15 protein-coding genes are annotated in these 16,855 nt (G+C 61.1%); 5 read left to right on the top strand and 10 right to left on the bottom strand.

What is annotated here, in order from left to right; translation table 11 throughout:
- The first annotated feature begins 108 nt into the window (after positions 1-108).
- Both pspF and recF read left to right on the top strand, forming a co-directional pair.
- Positions 109-1,140, top strand: a complete 1,032-nt coding sequence (gene pspF / locus HGI47_RS09990) for a phage shock protein operon transcriptional activator (RefSeq protein WP_168852633.1) — start codon at positions 109-111, stop codon at positions 1,138-1,140.
- A 194-nt stretch (positions 1,141-1,334) separates the two neighbouring features.
- Positions 1,335-2,408: a DNA replication/repair protein RecF gene (recF, locus tag HGI47_RS09985; RefSeq protein WP_168852632.1), complete on the top strand. Its 1,074-nt coding sequence runs from the start codon at positions 1,335-1,337 to the stop codon at positions 2,406-2,408.
- Here the strand turns inward: recF and HGI47_RS09980 are convergent.
- The 5 genes from HGI47_RS09980 to proB all read right to left on the bottom strand — a co-directional run bounded on the left by HGI47_RS09980 (position 2,405) and on the right by proB (position 8,476).
- The gene (locus HGI47_RS09980) at positions 2,405-2,821 is read right to left on the bottom strand and encodes a DUF805 domain-containing protein (RefSeq protein WP_168852631.1); all 417 of its coding nucleotides are present in this window, start codon (positions 2,819-2,821) and stop codon (positions 2,405-2,407) included. The genes recF and HGI47_RS09980 overlap by 4 nt on opposite strands.
- Before the next feature lie 15 nt (positions 2,822-2,836).
- Positions 2,837-3,310, bottom strand: a complete 474-nt coding sequence (locus HGI47_RS09975) for a DUF805 domain-containing protein (protein ID WP_168852630.1) — start codon at positions 3,308-3,310, stop codon at positions 2,837-2,839.
- A gap of 96 nt (positions 3,311-3,406) precedes the next feature.
- A complete protein-coding gene (locus tag HGI47_RS09970; protein ID WP_168852629.1) occupies positions 3,407-6,325 on the bottom strand; it encodes a CHAT domain-containing protein in 2,919 nt (972 codons plus the stop codon).
- Positions 6,326-6,422: 97 nt separating this feature from the next.
- Complete coding sequence (locus HGI47_RS09965) at positions 6,423-7,343, bottom strand: NAD(P)-dependent oxidoreductase (RefSeq protein WP_168852628.1); 921 nt, start codon at positions 7,341-7,343, stop codon at positions 6,423-6,425.
- Entirely contained in the window at positions 7,343-8,476 is a 1,134-nt protein-coding gene (gene proB, locus HGI47_RS09960; RefSeq protein ID WP_168852627.1) for a glutamate 5-kinase, read from the bottom strand. Before proB ends, HGI47_RS09965 begins: the two co-directional genes overlap by 1 nt.
- 250 nt (positions 8,477-8,726) lie before the next feature.
- Between proB and HGI47_RS09955 the strand changes: the two genes are divergently transcribed.
- Positions 8,727-9,479 carry a sulfotransferase gene (locus HGI47_RS09955; protein WP_168852626.1) on the top strand — a complete coding sequence of 251 codons (753 nt, stop codon included), beginning with the start codon at positions 8,727-8,729 and terminating at the stop codon, positions 9,477-9,479.
- Between the two features lie 34 nt (positions 9,480-9,513).
- Here the strand turns inward: HGI47_RS09955 and obgE are convergent, their stop codons facing one another.
- Both obgE and HGI47_RS09945 read right to left on the bottom strand, forming a co-directional pair.
- Positions 9,514-10,572: a GTPase ObgE gene (gene obgE / locus HGI47_RS09950; protein ID WP_168852625.1), complete on the bottom strand. Its 1,059-nt coding sequence runs from the start codon at positions 10,570-10,572 to the stop codon at positions 9,514-9,516.
- A 398-nt stretch (positions 10,573-10,970) separates the two neighbouring features.
- Positions 10,971-11,732 (bottom strand): hypothetical protein, encoded by a 762-nt coding sequence (locus HGI47_RS09945; protein ID WP_168852624.1) that lies wholly within the window; start codon positions 11,730-11,732, stop codon positions 10,971-10,973.
- A gap of 89 nt (positions 11,733-11,821) precedes the next feature.
- Between HGI47_RS09945 and HGI47_RS09940 the strand changes: the two genes are divergently transcribed.
- A complete protein-coding gene (locus tag HGI47_RS09940) occupies positions 11,822-12,082 on the top strand; it encodes a helix-turn-helix domain-containing protein (RefSeq protein ID WP_240950122.1) in 261 nt (86 codons plus the stop codon).
- 68 nt (positions 12,083-12,150) lie between these two features.
- Here HGI47_RS09940 and HGI47_RS09935 read toward each other — a convergent pair whose 3' ends face one another.
- The 3 genes from HGI47_RS09935 to HGI47_RS09925 form a co-directional block, all read right to left on the bottom strand.
- Positions 12,151-13,377 carry a hypothetical protein gene (locus tag HGI47_RS09935; protein WP_168852623.1) on the bottom strand — a complete coding sequence of 409 codons (1,227 nt, stop codon included), beginning with the start codon at positions 13,375-13,377 and terminating at the stop codon, positions 12,151-12,153.
- Between the two features lie 788 nt (positions 13,378-14,165).
- A complete protein-coding gene (locus tag HGI47_RS09930; protein WP_168852622.1) occupies positions 14,166-14,366 on the bottom strand; it encodes a hypothetical protein in 201 nt (66 codons plus the stop codon).
- The gene (locus HGI47_RS09925) at positions 14,363-14,923 is read right to left on the bottom strand and encodes a recombinase family protein (protein WP_168852621.1); all 561 of its coding nucleotides are present in this window, start codon (positions 14,921-14,923) and stop codon (positions 14,363-14,365) included. The genes HGI47_RS09930 and HGI47_RS09925 overlap by 4 nt, the downstream gene beginning before the upstream one ends.
- A gap of 199 nt (positions 14,924-15,122) precedes the next feature.
- Between HGI47_RS09925 and HGI47_RS09920 the strand changes: the two genes are divergently transcribed.
- Positions 15,123-16,805, top strand: a complete 1,683-nt coding sequence (locus HGI47_RS09920; RefSeq protein WP_168852620.1) for a DUF262 domain-containing protein — start codon at positions 15,123-15,125, stop codon at positions 16,803-16,805.
- The last annotated feature ends 50 nt before the right edge of the window (positions 16,806-16,855 follow it).

The raw sequence follows: 16,855 nt of genomic DNA, 5'->3' as shown, positions 1-16,855 counted from the left end.
GCGTGCCAAACTGCGGAAAGGCCGATTTTTCGGCGCTTTCACCACGTCACCCACCTTTAATGTTGGGAAATCTTGCCGAGACTTGGGAAAATGCGCTAATCCTGAGGAATGGATCGGGAAGTTCAATTCATCGGGCAATCGGGCGCGTTCCTTGATGCGGTCGAACGCGCCAGCCGCGCCGCGCCGATGCGCCGCCCTGTGCTGGTGATCGGTGAACGCGGGACCGGCAAGGAACTAATCGCAGAACGCCTGCACCGCCTGTCATCGCGCTGGACAGAACCACTGGTGACGATGAACTGCGCCGCTCTGCCCGAAACGCTGATCGAGGCCGAACTGTTCGGGCATGAAGCAGGTGCCTTCACCGGCGCCACCCGCACGCGCACCGGGCGCTTCGAAGAGGCTGACAAGGGCACACTGTTCCTTGACGAACTGGGCACGCTATCGATGGGCGCGCAGGAAAGGCTGCTGCGCGCGGTGGAATATGGCGAGGTCACGCGCATCGGGTCAAGCAAGCCGGTGCGGGTGGATGTGCGCATCGTGGCGGCGACGAACGAGGATCTGCCCAAACTGGCAGAGCAAGGCCGATTCCGGCCCGACCTGCTCGACCGGCTGAGCTTCGAGGTGATTACCCTGCCCCCGCTGCGCGTGCGCGAAGGCGATATAGCGGTGCTGGCCGATTACTTCGGACGACGCATGGCGGCGGAACTTCACTGGGATTCGTGGCCGGGCTTCGCAGCTTCGGTGCAAAAGGCGATGGAGGATTACCTCTGGCCGGGCAACGTGCGCGAGTTGCGCAACGTAGTGGAACGCGCGGTCTATCGCTGGGACGACTGGACGCAAGCCATCGGCCATGTGCAATTCGATCCGTTCGAGAGCCCGTGGAAGCCGGTAACGTCGATGCGGACGGCGGATGCGTCGGAGAGCGAGACATCTGCACCAGTGCGTATTGCAGCGCCCTCGGCAGACCTCGATGGCGTGGCAGACCTGCGCGCGGCAGTTGATGCGCACGAACGCGCAATCATTGAGCATCACCTTGGCCGCAATCGCTATAACCAGCGGCAGACGGCGAAAGCACTGGGGCTGACGTATGACCAGTTGCGGCACTGCATGAAGAAGCACGGGCTGAGCGAGCGGGGATAGCAGGCCACCTGCTACCGCTGGATTCTCAACAACGTCGCCCCGGACTTGATCCGGGGCTGGGCTTTCTGCTCCGGTCAAACGGATGCTCGGCAAGAAGAAGCCAAGCCCCGGATCAAGTCCGGGGCGACGAGAGTGGAGTTGCAAAGGTCTGCGCCTTTGCGCAGCGCTCGAAAACCCACTAACGCCGCCATACGATGTCCCTAACCCGCCTGACCCTGCGCGATTTTCGCAATCATGCTGCCACGCGGCTTGACGGGATGCAGGCATTCAACGTGCTGGTGGGGGAAAACGGCGCGGGAAAGACCAATGTTCTGGAGGCGATCAGCCTGCTGGCACCGGGGCGCGGGCTTCGGCGCGCGCAGCCTGCGGAAATGGCGGGGCGCAATGGGTCGGGCGGGTTTGCCGTTGCGGCAGACATGGAAGACGGCGCGGTGCAGATCGGCACGTCCACCGATGCGCAGACCCCCAATCGCCGCGCGGTGCGGATCAACGGCGCAGAAGGCCCGGCAGCGCGGCTGGGCGAATGGCTTTCCATCACCTGGCTGACGCCTGCGATGGACCGGATCTTTGCCGAAAGCGCAGGATCGCGGCGGCGGTTCCTTGACCGGCTGGTGCTGGCGCGTGAACCGGGGCACGCGCGCACTGCCACGCGCTACGAAACCGCGCTGCGCGAACGCAACCGGCTGCTGTCAGAACCCACTGAGCCTGATCCGCTGTGGCTGGATGGGATTGAGGCGCAGATGGCGGAAACAGGTGCGGCGATGGCAGCCGCGCGGGGGGCACTGGTGGCCGATCTGGGGCGCGTGCTGGAAACAGTGCCGGAGCAGCCTTTTGCCCGCCCTGCGCTGGCCTATGCCAGCGACGCGCCGCTGGAAGCGGATGCCTTGCGCGCGATGCTGCGCGATGGGCGGCGGCGGGATCGGGCGGCGGGGCGCTCGCTTACCGGCCCGCACCGCGATGATCTGGCTGTCACGCTGGCGGCAAAGAACGCACCGGCGGCGGATTGTTCGACCGGCGAACAGAAAGCCATGCTGATCGCCATTGTGCTGGGCCATGCCGGGCTGACGGCGGGAGAGCGCCCGCGCCTGTTGTTGCTGGACGAAATCGCCGCGCATCTCGATCCGGTGCGGCGCGGTGCCTTGTTCGAGCGGCTGGCGCTGAGCGGCGCGCAAGTGTGGATGACCGGGACCGAGATGGCCCCCTTTGCCGATATCGCTGCGCAAAGTTCAGTGTGGAGCGTCCGCGACGGCGCGGTATTGCGGGTTTAGGAAAAAACGTCCGCTGGCGTCGGGTTCTTTGGATCAGAGCCGAAGCGATTGGGACCGCGCGTGCCTTCGAGGCACATCAACACCAATATCGCGAACCAGCCAAGGAACGGGATGATCCAAAGCAACAGCAGCCAGCCGGTGCGATCCTGATCGTGCAGGCGGCGCACCGACACGGCAAGGCCGGGAACAAGGCTGACCAACCAGAACAGGCTGCCAACCCAGCTTCCCGCCCCGACCAGCCGCGTGCCGTAGACGAAAGCCCCACTGCCGCGCTCCACCTCGTTGGTGCCGAACACGATGTTCAGGGCGACCATGACGAGGAAATAGAACAGCGCGAAGCTCCAGTATTCGCGGCGGCGCGAACGACCGGAAAACTCGGCATAACGGCGGTAGGGCAGGATCATCCAGTTCATCGGTGGTTCCGCAGATCAGCCGAAAACGTCGTAACCGACTGGGTTTTTCGGATCATCGCCAAAGCGGTTCATACCAGCGGTGCCGGGCAGGCACATCAGCACCAGCAGGGCAATGCTGACCAGCGAACCGACAAAGGGAATGGCGCTGGCGACGATGAAGCCCAGATACCACCAGCCTGACATGTCACGGTCATGGAAGCGGCGCACGGTGACGGCGATCGACGGAATGAAGCTGCCCAACGCGAAGATCACCATCAGCGCTACCCCAATCCAGCCGAGCGGACCAAGGCCGGGCACTTCAGCAGGCGTAACCGCATCGGGTTCAGGAATCCCAGCCGTCATGGCTTGCAATCCGCCGCCCGCCAGAACCAATCCTGCACCGACCGTGTAGACGATCACCATGAACAGCGCGAACATCCAGTATTCCTTGCGCCGCGAACGGCCCGAAAATTCGGCATAGCGCCGGTAAGGCATCAGCATCCATTCCATGATGTTCCCCCTTGTAGTGCTTGCCCCCGACCATGTGAGCGTTGGCAGTGGACCATGATTTGGCATTGGCCGCAAGCGACCGCTGCCGCATCGGTTTCAGTTTCCGACCAGCACGAAGGGCGCCCATGTGGCAGGATGGGCAGCGCCGGGCACTTTGCCATCACGGATAATCGCCAGTTGCGCGCGGCGCAGCGCCTCTGCACGGGAAAGTCCCTTTGCCGCCCCGTTCAGCGTATCCAGCGTCAGCCGGCTGGCAACGTCATCGCGCACCGGCCAATGCGACAGCAGCAGCGAACGCGCGCCCGCTGCAACGAAGGATCGCGCGAGGCCGGAGAATGTCGGCGCACTTTCGCCATCGCCCGCGCTGGTATCGCAGGCGGAAAGGATCACCCAATCGGCATCGAGCCGCAACTTGGCAATTTCGGACGCGGTGAGCAGGCCATCGTCGTCCTCGCTCGCCTTTTGTGGCGGGGTCAGCACCAGTGCCGGTTCGACCAGATCACGGAATGCACCGCCGACAAGGCCGTGGGTCGCAAAAGCGATGACACTGGCTTTGTCGAGCGGGGCCGCCTTCACGGCAGTCTCGGTGGCATCGGCCCCGATCAGCAGCGCAGGAGCGCCGGAAAAGGCGCTGGCCATATTGCGCAACTCGTCCGCCGCGCCGGGCAGGCTCGGCAGTTCGCGCAAGGCCTGTACGCTGGTGTTTCCAGATCGCAGAAGCGGTGCCGAGCGGGTGGCAAGGCGCAGCGGTTCACCCAGCAGGGGGGCGCCGATCCCTGCGAACGTGAGGTTTGCCCGCGCGCGGGACGAGGTTGGTGGTGTTTGCAAGGAAAGCGGGATGGACACGGCATGGGTTTCAACCAGCCACCGCGTTTTGCGCAAGGCGGTGGACGATGCATCATCACCCGATGGTGCCTGCGTAACGAGGGCGGCGAACGGCAGGGACGCCAGACTTCCACCGGCAAGTATCCGCAAATCGGGCGTGGCTTTGACAGCATTGCGTATCTGCAACGGGAACAGGATGCGATAGAGTTCGTACGCCGCTTGCCGATCAAATGTTCCATCGCCGCCCGCGGCAAGGCCGGAATCTATCGACCGGCGCAACCGCCTTTCCAGTTCGAGCAGGGTCCGGGGAGTGACAATAGAATGGGCGGCAACGACCTGCTTGCGCGTGACCGCCATGACGAACAGACCGTCTTCCGCCAGTCCATAGAGGACGATTGCCTGATCCGGTGTCAGGGCTGACCGCGCCCGATCAAGCGACGCAGGTTCAACGGCAGTCTGCGCGGCGTAGCCCGGCAGCAGACGCGCAAGCAAAGCGTCCTGATCGCGCAGGCGTGCGTCTACCGAGATGATTTCACGGTTGATACGATCCACGGCATCGGTTTTGCCTGCCGCCACGCTTGCGGCCAGTGTGCGGCGCAGGCGGGCACCTTCGGCGGCAAGCCCCTGATATGCGCGCAAGGCTTCTACAGCTTGCGGGCTGCTGGCGGAATTGAGCAGAGCCATGCCCGAAATCGCGGTCTGCAAATCGCCAAGATTGGCCAGTTGCAGCGCGTCAAACGCCTGCGCCATATCGCCAGCCTGAATCGCGAGGGCGACCTGCTGGATGAAGGGCACCTGATACTGCTGTGCCAGCCGCGAAACTTCGGCACGCGGCGTTGCGCGATCCAGCAATCGGGTTCTCGCCGGGGCCAAAGCGGCCTTTGTGCTGGCCAATGCGCCAGCAATGTCTCCCGTCGCCGCCTGAATCTGCGCACCGGATATCAGGCCACCGATGCGGCGCGGACTGGTATCGAGCGCGCGCGCTGCATAGGCCTGATTGACGTGTTCCAGCAGCGGCTCCGCATCCTTGTACCGGCCCAGCAGGATGTATTCGCGCGCGAGGTTGAGTTCGGCAAACAGCACATCGGGGTGATCGGCCGAAGGCGCACGTTCGCGGCCAAGGCGGACGGCCTTTTCACGCAGGGCCAGCGCTCCATCAATATCGCCCGACCACCGCCTGACTCGCGCCAGTTGCCCGATGGCCGTGGTGACCAGCGCAGGCTGGCCGGGCACGATGGAGGTTTCGAATATCTCTGCGCCACGCTCGTAGAAAGGCAGCGCCTGCTCACGATGGCCGGAGTTGTCCAGAGCATAGCCCAGCGCCTCGATCGTGAAGCCCAATTGCGGATCATTGGGCGGGAGCGTGCGAGAACGATGTTCGAGCGTGCGGCGCAGGATCGGGATGGATTGGGCGAAAAGGCCGTTGTCGTTGTAAATCGTGCCGAGGCGATTGAGCGCCGCCATCGTAACCGGGTGTTCGCCGCCCAGATGCGTTTCGGCCCAAACGAGCGCGGACCGGGCTGGTGCGATGGCGCGTTCGATATCCCCTGTCGCGCCGAGCAGGGCCGAATAACTGATGCCGAAATCGGCCGGCAAAATCAGGTCTGCCCCAGACAAACTGCCGGAAAGCGCATCAGCCGTTTCCCATGCCTGCGCGAAGCGGGGCAGCGCCGCGAGCGGATTGCCGCGCTGATAGTCGATCAGGCCGAGACCATAGAGCGCCGAGGCATAGGCGATAGAGCGTTGGCCAGCGGTTCGTTCCGACATGGCAAGCGCCCGCTGAAGCCATTGCTCCGCTTCATCGTTCCGCCCCAGCCCTGCCAGCGTGGAACCGATAGCATCAAGCAGACGAGCGTGCTCCACGCTTTCAACGGTAGCTTTGCCTGCCAGCACCTGCTCAGCTTGCTGAAGGATGGGCAAAGCTTCATCATACCGGTCAAGCCGATAGAGCGCATCGGCGCGGGCCAGTTGTGCTGCCTGAATATCGACAGGATCGATCCCGCGCGCATTTCTGGCCCGCACCAGTACACCATCTATCCGCGCCAGCGCTTCGGCCGGCTTTGCGGTGGTGTCTATCGATTTGAGCGCCTTGAGCTCGTCAGCCAGTGTCAGCGCGGTGGCGCTTTGTGTTGGTTCAGCCGCTTGTGCGAAACAGGGTGCAGCCGCCGTCAGCAGCGCTGCCCAGATCATCCTCGCCATTCCTTCGCACCCCCGGAAAGCATCTCTGCCCAAGTATGCGAAGGGTTAATCGGAATTTACGCCAAGACCAGTGCCATTCGACACACTTTCACTTCAGCCAACCTGCTTCGCGATACCATGCGGCAGTTGCATGAAGCCCCATGCGGGTTTCGACCTGCGGGGTCCAGATCGCGGGCGGCGGTTGCAGCCCTTCGCCCACGCGCCAATCGGGGTGGCACATGTAGCCCACGCGGTCTGCGGTCAGCTTGGCACTCTTGCCCCTGAAGCGCGCATCGAGCCTTGCGCCAAGGCGGAGCATTCCGGCGGGCAGGTTCATCGCAGCGACGCGCTTGCCCACGGCCATGCCGATGGCCTTGGCCACTTCGTTGTGTGTCCAGCCGCCGGGCGTGCCGTCATCGGGTTCGAACGTCATATGCGTCACGTCCTCACCACCGGGGATCAGTGCAAGCAGCAAGCGGGCAAGATCGGTCACATGGATGAGCGAGGCGTGGCCCTTGGGCGGCAAAGGCAGCACGCCAAAGCGGGCGGCCCGGAACATTTCCAGCGTATCGGTATCACGCGGCCCATAGACCCACGGCGGGCGCACGACCGTCCAGTCCAGACTACTGGCCTTCACGATCTTTTCACCGCGCAGCTTGGACTTGCCGTAGATCGAAAGCTCCGGCTCCCGCGCGGAAAGCGACGAGACATGGACAAAGCGCGGCACGCCCGCATCGAGCGCGGCATTGACCACGTTCAGGGTGCCCCAGACGTTGCCGTCTTCGAACCCTTGCGGGTCGGGCGCATTGACCACGCCTGCGATGTGCAACACGACGCTGGCCTTGCCGACAAGGCGTAGCAGCGCGCGCTTGTCCTGCAAATCGCCCTGCACCCATTCCACGCCTGCGCGCGCGTCTTGAGGGCGGCGGGCCAGTGCGCGCACTTCAAGCCCGGCACGAGCAGCGTAATCCAGCACGGTCTGGCCGACGAATCCGGTAGCCCCGGTGATCGCCAGCAATTCTGCGGGCATTACAGCAGCACCATCTGGTCACGATGGATCAGCGCAGAGCGTGGAGCGTAACCGAGGAGCGCTTCGTGTTCGCGGCTGTGATGGCCTTTGAGCACCTTACATTCGGCAGCGTGATATTCCGAAAGTCCGCGCGCAAGGGTCTGCCCATCCGGGCCGATGACCGCAATCGCATCACCGCGCTGGAAATCGCCATCGACGCCGGTGATCCCGGCTGCGAGCAGGCTTGACCCCCTCTCCAGTGCAGCAGCGGCGCCCGCATCGACATGCACCGCCCCACGCATCCGCATCCGACCGCCAAGCCATGCCTTGCGCGCCTGCTTGCGCCCGCGCGGCAGGAACAGCGTGCCACGATCGGCAGTGATCGCCGTACCGATTGGCGAAACCGGCTGGCCATCGATGATCGCCAGCGCCATGCCTGCAAGTTCGGCAATCTCTGCCGCTTGCAGCTTCGACGTCATCCCGCCCGAACCGAGGCCGGATGACGATCCGCCTGTCGCCATAGCATGAATTTCGGGCGTTACGCCGCGCACCACCGGAATGCGGAGCGCGCCGGGTTGACGCGGATCGCGGTCATAAAGGCCATCGATATCGGACAGCAGCAGCACGCCCGATGCGCCTGCTGCTTGCCCCACACGCGCGGCAAGACGGTCATTATCGCCAAATCGGATTTCCTGCGTGGCGACCGAGTCGTTCTCGTTAATCACGGGCACGGCGCCTGCGGCCAGCAGCGTGCCCAGCGTAGCCGTGGCGTTAAGATAGCGGCGACGATCTTCCAGATCTTCCAGCGTCAGCAAAATCTGCGCGGCGGTAAGTCCATGCAGGCCAAGCAGTTCGGCCCAGAGGCCGGCCAGCGCGATCTGACCGACTGAAGCTGCGGCCTGCGCATCGGACAGGCTACCACGCCCTCCCTTGGCCAACGCCAGTTTGCGCGCACCCAGCGCAATCGCGCCAGAGGATACGACGATCACTTCCTGACCGGCGGCACGGGCAGCCGCAATTTCGGCCACCAGCGCCGTCAACCACTCCCGGCGCGGCTCGCCGTCCTTACCCACGAGCAGGGCCGACCCAACCTTGACCACAAGGCGCGGGCAAGTTTTTGCATCGATCAGATGAGCAAGCTGGGTAATCTTCATGGCACGGCGCTTAGGCGATTTGTGACGATGCGTGAAGGGTTACCGGTCGGATATGTGGGGCAGAATGTCTTTGCAGCGTGCAGATGCCAGAACCGCTAGCGTGGAGTTGTCGACCGTCCGAAGGGTCGAGATTGGAGCAGAAAGGCAAAGCCGAATATATGCTTCTAAGCTAACTTTTGACCGGTTCGAACCGAAGGAAAGTTAGGAAACTCGCCAAACAATTGGAGAGCAAGCCAGAGGATACGCGATATTGAGCATCATTCTGCTTTTGTCCCGCCAACGCTCAGGCACGGGTGCATTGGCTTCGGTGCTAGAACGGCACCCCGGCATCGTATATTGTGGTGAAGTCCTCGATCCGACGTGCGAAGAACGATCATTTCGTCGTTGGCTGACAGAGCGCGGATCGACTATCGACGAAGCTATTGACCAACCCGCGCGATTTGCCGATTTTGTCGATGAGTTGAAGGCCGAGTCACAAATCAATCTGATTGACATCAAGTATAACTGCCTCGCCTCAATCAACCCCCCATTCCACAGTTTTCTTGACGTACCTTGGGTGCTGCAAATCCTGTCCATGCTGCCAGTGCCGATTGTTCACTTGCGGCGTAGCCCGCTTGAAACCTATATCTCTGCAAAGATCGCCGAGAGAAGTGGCACGTATCATACGACGGAGATTTTTTCGTTCTCAGAGGTCGTTAATGTCGACATCCCAGAACTGAAGAATTACCTTGAGATCTGCTATCGCGAAGACAGGTTCTTCGAAAAATTCTTTGCCGGATATAGCTTCCACGCGGCGTTTGACTATGAGACAATGATTACGTCCGAGGGACGTGTTTCAGCCGAAGTAATGGCTGATCTGGAGCGATTGCTTAGTCTTGACTTAAGCGCGATCGACACAAAGCCTCGTTTTGCCAAGCAGGCACCAGTAAGCCTTGCGGGAAAGATCGGCAACCTGCCCGAAGTCACCGCTTGGCTCGGAAAATGCGAGGCCTTCGCCGCCTGAAGCAAGCTCGCTGCATTCGAACGAGCCCGACTTTTTAGATCGGCGACCACGGCTTTTCGTCTTCGGCGTCCTCAACCTGCCCGCTGGGGCGTTCGGTGGCAGTCGCCTGCGGAAGATGGTCAAGGACCGCATCCAGCAGCGCATCCATCCCCTTGCCCGTGGCGCCGGAAATCGGATAAACCTTGTCGGCGCCTGCTTCGAGCAATTCCTTGCTGAAGGCCTTGACCAGCTCCTTGTCGACAAGATCGATCTTGTTCAGCGCAACCAGGCGCGGCTTTTCGTCCAAACCTGCGCCATAGGCCTCAAGTTCGCCCTCGACGATGTGCATGGCTTCTACCGGATCGGTATCGCTGTGGATGTCGATCAAGTGGATCAACACGCGGCACCGCTCGATATGGCCCAGAAAGCGATCACCGATGCCCACACCATCTGCCGCACCTTCGATCAGGCCCGGAATGTCGGCCAGCACGAATTCGCGATTGCGATGGCGCACCACGCCAAGCTGCGGCCGCAAGGTGGTAAACGCATAGTCGCCCACTTTGGCCTTGGTGTTGGTGATCTGATTGATGAACGTGGATTTGCCTGCGTTGGGCAGGCCGACCAGACCGGTATCGGCCAGCAGCTTCAACCGCAGCCACACGTACATTTCCTCGCCCGGCCAGCCGGGGCCGTGCTGGCGCGGGGCACGGTTGGTGGAGGATTTGTACGAAGCGTTGCCGCGCCCGCCATCGCCGCCGCGCAGCAGCACTTCGCGCCGACCCACTTCGGTGAGATCGAGCAGCACCGTCTCTCGGTCGTCGTCCAGCACCTGCGTCCCGACCGGCACCTTGATCACAAGATCATCGCCGCCCGCGCCGGTGCGATTGCTGCCCGCGCCGCCGTGGCCGCGCTGCGCCTTGAAATGCTGGGCATAACGGAAGTCGATCAGGGTGTTCAGCCCGGCGACGGCTTCGAAAATGATGTCACCGCCCTTGCCGCCGTTGCCGCCATTGGGGCCGCCGTACTCTTCGTACTTTTCGCGTCGAAAGCTGACCGCGCCGGGACCGCCCTGGCCTGAACGGATGAAGATTTTGGCCTGATCGAGAAAATGCATCTGGGTAACTGTTCCACTGACAGGCCCGAAGCAATGCAACACGCCGCCCCGGATCCGAGCCTTTTACCCGTTCATGGAGAGCTTGTAACGTCAGACCGCAAGGCGCCTGCCTGATCAGGCGATCTGATGATACCTGGTGGAGCCGAGGGGGAGCGGCATCAAACACCCCAAAACCGCCGAAAACCGGGACTTTCCAACGCTTCTACCGAGGGCGCGTGTAGCGAGGATGTGTAACACCGTCAACCACTCCCAAATCGCTAATGGACGCCCAATTCACTGCGGTTAGCCAGTCCATCGCCTCCCACATTGATTGGTGCTCAATCCGGTTCAATTTGGCTTTCGTCACTTGAGGGGTTGCCAAATCAGACTACACCTTGCGCAGCAGTAGTCCACCGGGCCTAGATCAGCGTTCGCCAGCCGTCTGCTTCCCTGACCTTGAGCTTGACGATGCGTCCGCCGATCTTGGTGTCTATCACGCAATGGTATCGGCTGCTGATGGTCCCGCCGAAGCCATTCTTGGCCTCGAAGTCCTGCTGGATCGTCACGCGCCCGGTCTGATCGTCCTTCTCACTGTCCCAAGTCCATGCGGCATCAAACGAGCCTCGATCTGTCATCACGCTCTGCACAAGCGATTTGCAGTCGGAGACGGCGACCCGCTCGTTGAAGTTCTTCCACTGCGCGGACTTGGGTTCTGCGACTGCGACATTGGCAGCAGCGAACTTTGCCCGCACGGCGACAGCTTGCGCTTCCCTGATCTGGAACCGCTCCTTGTTTTCGCAATCCACGAACCATTGGAGTTCCTTGGCTGTCGCGTAGTCCGAAATGCCGACCACGACGACCTTATCGCACTTGTCGCTCTCCGCAGCAGCCACAGCCGCCCACTTCATGAGGTCATTGGCGTTGTCGAACTGCTTCTTGCCGAGCTTCGCGAAGGTCTTGCGGTAGTCGGCGCGATCCATCGGTATCACCGTGTCCGGGGCGATCTTGTCCATTACCCGTTCCGCTGCGGCTTTCTCGGGTTGTTTGGGCGTATGCTCCACCATGTAGCCAATGGTGCAACCGACCAAGTCGGACACTACCCAAAGCAGGCCCACGCCCGCTGTAACCTTCGCCCAAGTCGGCCACCCGCGCCGTTCCGCCACTTTGCCGTCCACGCTCACTCGAACCTCCACAAGTCATTGATCTTGCGAAAGCATAGGCAGGCGCAGGTAAACGCTCGGTGTAGACAATCAGAGACATACGAGTTTCATTGTCACTGATCGTCGGTGGACTGATCGGCGACATCGCTTGTCTAACCTTGTCGATGGACGGCATTCAGCAGCGACTGGCAAAGAACCTAGCCCGGCTTCGTAGAGAGGCCGGGATGTCGCAGGAAGCCTTTGCCGATCATGCCGGTATCCACCGCACATACATCAGCGATCTTGAGCGGGCGGCGCGCAATCCGACCATTTCCATCGTCGAACGGCTGGCGCGGGCGCTGAAGGTCAAGCCCGGCGACCTTCTGGACTAGGCACTAGTTGCCAAGACTGTGGGAATGGCTCGCTCAATGAGCTTCAGGAAGTCGATTAGCGCAGGGCGCTAACTTATCCCTGCCAAGGTCGTTCTGATGACGGTCGCCAAATGGCGATAGGCCGGGGTCAGAGCATATCGTTTGTCTGGCAAGCGATGATCCTGCCTCCGGACAACGTAACGGCGCAGTATGCCTGTCCTGCAAAGGTCGCTCATGAGGGCATCGGGAAGCGTTTCATCGCTTTCTAGACAGCCGCCATCTTCAAGCAGGCGCGCCATGATAGGCTCCAAGAGCACGCCGTGTCTCGAACATGCCTCTGCGATCCTTGCGAACAAGCGGGCGACATCGTCGGTCTGCGGATCAGGATGCTCCTCGAAAAAAGTGCCAACGACACCCCAACGCGCCGCCGTCAGCAAGTTTTCACGCTCCATTTCCATGATTGAAAGAAGGCGGTCTTGAGGATGCACAGGTCTACTCAACCTAGCGTAGTCACCTTTCCCGGTTCGGATCACCTCGAACCGAAGCCGCGACCGGGCTTTGGCGTAGGTCTTGAGGCGGTAGCGGTCATTAAGGACAGTTCCGATTGTTAGGCTGTCCCCGACACGCTCGACGAAGTCGCTTTCCATTGTTTCGTATCGGCGGGCTAATGCATTGTCGAGGCTTGCAAGAGCCGCTGATGCCGCTGCGCGCACTGCCCCCACGGCTCTGGAATGATGCCGCTCGAAATAGATCTCGATCTGTGGCACCCGGACATCGCCCCATGCCCAACGGCACGACACCTCGTCATCAACTACGACGATGTCAGTCCCCTCGCAGACGAATATCTCGGCAGAGGGTGGAGCGAGGATCGACGCCACGCACAGCTGAAGCTGGGCTACGTAAACAGGCAGAAATGCCCCAAACGGGTCGGGTCCGAGATGAGCGCGCACTAAGTCGGGGTCGTGAAGCCAGTTGTCGCCGCCGCTGCCGAAAGACCGAGGGATGGGGCGAGACGATTGCCCAAAGAAGTCGAACGGCGACAGGTTGCGAATGCGATCTAAAAAGTTCTCTGCGTCACCGTGCTGGGCCAACAGATGTGCCAGTGTGCGCGTCGCATTTGCGTTCTTCAACCAAGCCGACAGTTCATGCTGCCGATTGCCACGGCATTCTACCCTTAACTCCATATCCCCAAGCGTGTTGGAAGTGTTGGAGCGCGTGACTAGCTTTCTGCCTGTCGATGTCTGTTCGGCATTTCTAAACCAATCAGAACCCACCGGGGGAAGGGTCAACAACTCGGCGACCTCGTAGGGCTGCATCGCGTCTGCCGTGTCAGGTGTTCGCCATGTGCCTCTTACAGACAGTTGCCATCGGTCCACGCCAACGTCGCGGATCGTAGGACACATGTCCGGCGAGAACGCGGGAAGCGTAGTGCGACTGCGTTGACGTGCCCTGACAAATACATGCCCGCTTGGCGTCCCTATACTAATGCTGCTTCTCCTGTCGGGACTTTCCCTCCCCTCTTTAGAAGCGACCCCCTAAAATCCGGCAAACGGCTGCCCATCATCGGCAAGTGACAGCTTAGGGTGGGGCAGCATGTTATCCGGCAACATCACGACGATTGCGTCTGGCAACGGTGAGATCGGCGACCTTTCGATGTTTGCGGCCTGCCATCCCCAAAGGTTTCGCAAGTGCTGTGCGATGTCGATGCGGTGCCGAGACGCGAGGGCAAACCACTCCCGGCCTGTAACCGCCGCCGCGTCAATGATGCGTTTCCATTGATCCCACTCGTAAAATCGACGATGCGCAGCGAAGTGGCAGGGGCGACACAAGGCCGGGTAACGACCGACATGGTAGTAGCTGGCAGAATGATAGCCTACGCGATCCCGGCTCCGGCATATGTCGCAGCGAGATGGTTTCGCTATGCAGCCTGCCGCCTGTAGCCACCCCGCCAACTGGCCCCCGCGTCGCCTCTCAATCCCGCTGAAGCCAGCGTAAGGCTTCAGGAGAGGCCAGCGCGAAACCTGATACTGTGCAGGCGGGTTCGTCGGCTCTCGCAGGCGGTGCGACGGGAGCGCGTCAATGTAAGCGTCTATGTCGAAGATGCTCACACGCCCTGCCTGTCGATCTCCGCCGACATGGCAATCAGAGTGCCATGCAGGCCGGTGAGGCCATTCACGAGGTGCCCGATGATGACCCTATGCATATCAGGTGTGTTGTCCCGGTTCTGCCCTTCGACAGCAAGCGAGTGAGCTTCCTCTAGGCGAGCGGTGATGTCCGCAAAAGTGCGGCGAAGGACGTCAGTCATGCGGCCTCCGAGAGTATGCGATAGACGCTGCTGCGGCTGATCCCCAGCCGGGCTGCGATCTCGCCGGGGCGTGCGCCCGATGCCTGAAGCTCTTGCACCTGTGCGGTCTTGCGACGGGCGGTCGGCTGTCTGCCCCGGTAGCGCCCCTCGGCCTTCGCCTTGGCAACTCCTACCTTTTGGCGCGATCTCATTGTCGCCAGTTCCCATTCGGCGACCGCACCGAACATAGTCAGGAGCATCCGCCCGGTGGGCGACTTCGTGTCAACTTCGGTCCCGCCAAAGTCCAGGATACGAAGCGAAACGCGCTTGGCCTCCAAGATCGCGACGATTTTCAGAAGGTCGGTAGTGGATCGTGCAAGGCGGTCGATCTTGCAAACGACCAAAACATCGTCCTCACGCACGAACTCCAGCGCGGCATCAAGCTGGTCGCGCTGCGCCAGCGATGAAGTCATCTCGCCGAAGATGCGAGTGCAACCCGTTGCACGCAACTGAACCTCCTGCGCTTCGTAGCCCGCAACCTGATCGCTCGTCGATGAGCGTCGATAGCCGATAAGCATCTGTTTTCCTTGCATTATTTACAAGAAACAATGCCAAGCAGAATGCGCTAAGTCACGGAAAACCTTGCAGAATTGACGAAAAATCTCGTGTCTTTTCGACTTTGGTAACGACCTCATGAGCTATAAGTCGGGCGGCGGCAGTCATGAACTCTGCCGCGACAGAACAGGGAAGAAAATGCAGCCCAGCTACATTTCCGTAATGAACGTATTCACACAGCAAACCCGCTATACCGTTCCTCTATTCCAGCGGCCCTATGTCTGGAGCCGGGAGGATCAATGGGAGCCACTGTGGGACGATGTTCGTGCAGCGGCAGAGCGGGTGCTAAACGCTAACGGCAATCCGGTGTCCGCTCACTTCCTCGGCACGGTGGTGCTGGAGCAAACACCCAATCCAACGTTCAGTCTGCCACGCCGGGAAGTCATCGACGGACAGCAGCGTCTGACCACGCTCCAGTTGGTGCTCAAGGCAGCCGAGCACGCATTGGAAGGAATACGCCCACTTGTAGCCGGGGATGAGGATGCGACAAAGGCCGTGGACATCGCATCCCGCCAGATCGAGCCTCTGACCAGCAATCCCGCCTATGCCGAGGATGAAGAACGCTACAAGGTCTGGCCTACAAACGAAGATCGAGCACCGTTCCGGGATGTCATGGACGCTAAGGCGGCAGACGGTCCTTCGCAGCCGCATACTCGAATGGCTCACGCTTATGCCTTCTTCCGCAGCGAGTTCGCGGCATGGCTGAACATTGATCGCCACGGTGACCGGGCCAAGGCTCTGGCAAGCGCACTCAAGGATCACCTTCGCCTGATCGTGCTGGACCTCGACGTAAATGACGAACCGCAGGCGATCTTCGAGACGTTGAACGCCCACGGCACTCCGCTACTGCCAGCGGACCTCATCAAGAACTGGCTGCTTTGGGAGGGCACGAGGCAAGGGCTGGATACTGCATCACTATACACCTCGCATTGGCGGCAGTTCGATAGCGATAGCGATTACTGGCGCGCAAACGTCGGAACCGGGCACGCAGCGCGTGCTCGCGTTGACACATTCCTCCTGAACTGGCTGACGCGACATGTTCGCGAACCAATCTCGGCCAAGCACCTCTATGACCGCTTTTTGGACTATGTCGGCACGGGTGGTGAGCGGAATGATGATGGTAAGATCAACGTCCCGGCTCTGATGATGGGCATTGCGGCTGACGCGCAACGATACCGAGAGATCGACGCCCCGTCGGGCACAACTCGTTTCGATACCTTCCTGCGGCGTCTGAAGGTGCTGGACGTCATTGTTTTCCATCCACTTCTCTTGACGATCATGGGCAGGCCCGGCTCAACCGGAGCCGACTGCGATCTGTGCGGCCAAATCCTTGAGAGCTATCTTGTTCGCAGGACGGTCTGCGGAATGCAGACCAGAGGCTATGGCACGCTGGCGCTCTCGCTCGTCGAGAAAGTTGCCATGCTACCTGCCGATAGTCCTGCCGCCCCCGCCCTGTTCGCCGCCTTGTCCGCTACGCCCGACGGGCCGGACAGGTGGCCCAGCGATGATACCTTCCGCACCGATTGGCTGAACAAAAAGTTCTACGGCAATCTTCGGCGCAATCGCGTGCTTATGGTTCTGCGGGCGATTGAAGAACACTATCAGGCGCAAGCCCTGAAGTCCGAACCAGTGCTGACCTTCAACTTCGACAAGCTGGAGATCGAACACATCATGCCGCAAACGTGGGACGCGCACTGGCCCCTAACCGATCCAGCCACGACCCGCGATGACCGCAACTGGAAAGTGCAAGGCATCGGCAATCTTACGCTCGTCAGTTCTGCGCTCAACAAGGCGCTTAGGTGGCGTGGACAAATTGGCGTGAAGCGGGTTCGCGTATCACCGTGATCAACGGTTAAGCGTTTGGTACGCTTCGAACACGTCGACGGGATTAAAAA

Origin of the sequence: Novosphingobium sp. ERN07, assembly GCF_012641335.1 — a bacterium.
In the GTDB taxonomy this organism is placed as follows: Bacteria; Pseudomonadota; Alphaproteobacteria; order Sphingomonadales; family Sphingomonadaceae; genus Novosphingobium.
This window is presented reverse-complemented; position numbering and strand designations above follow the sequence as displayed.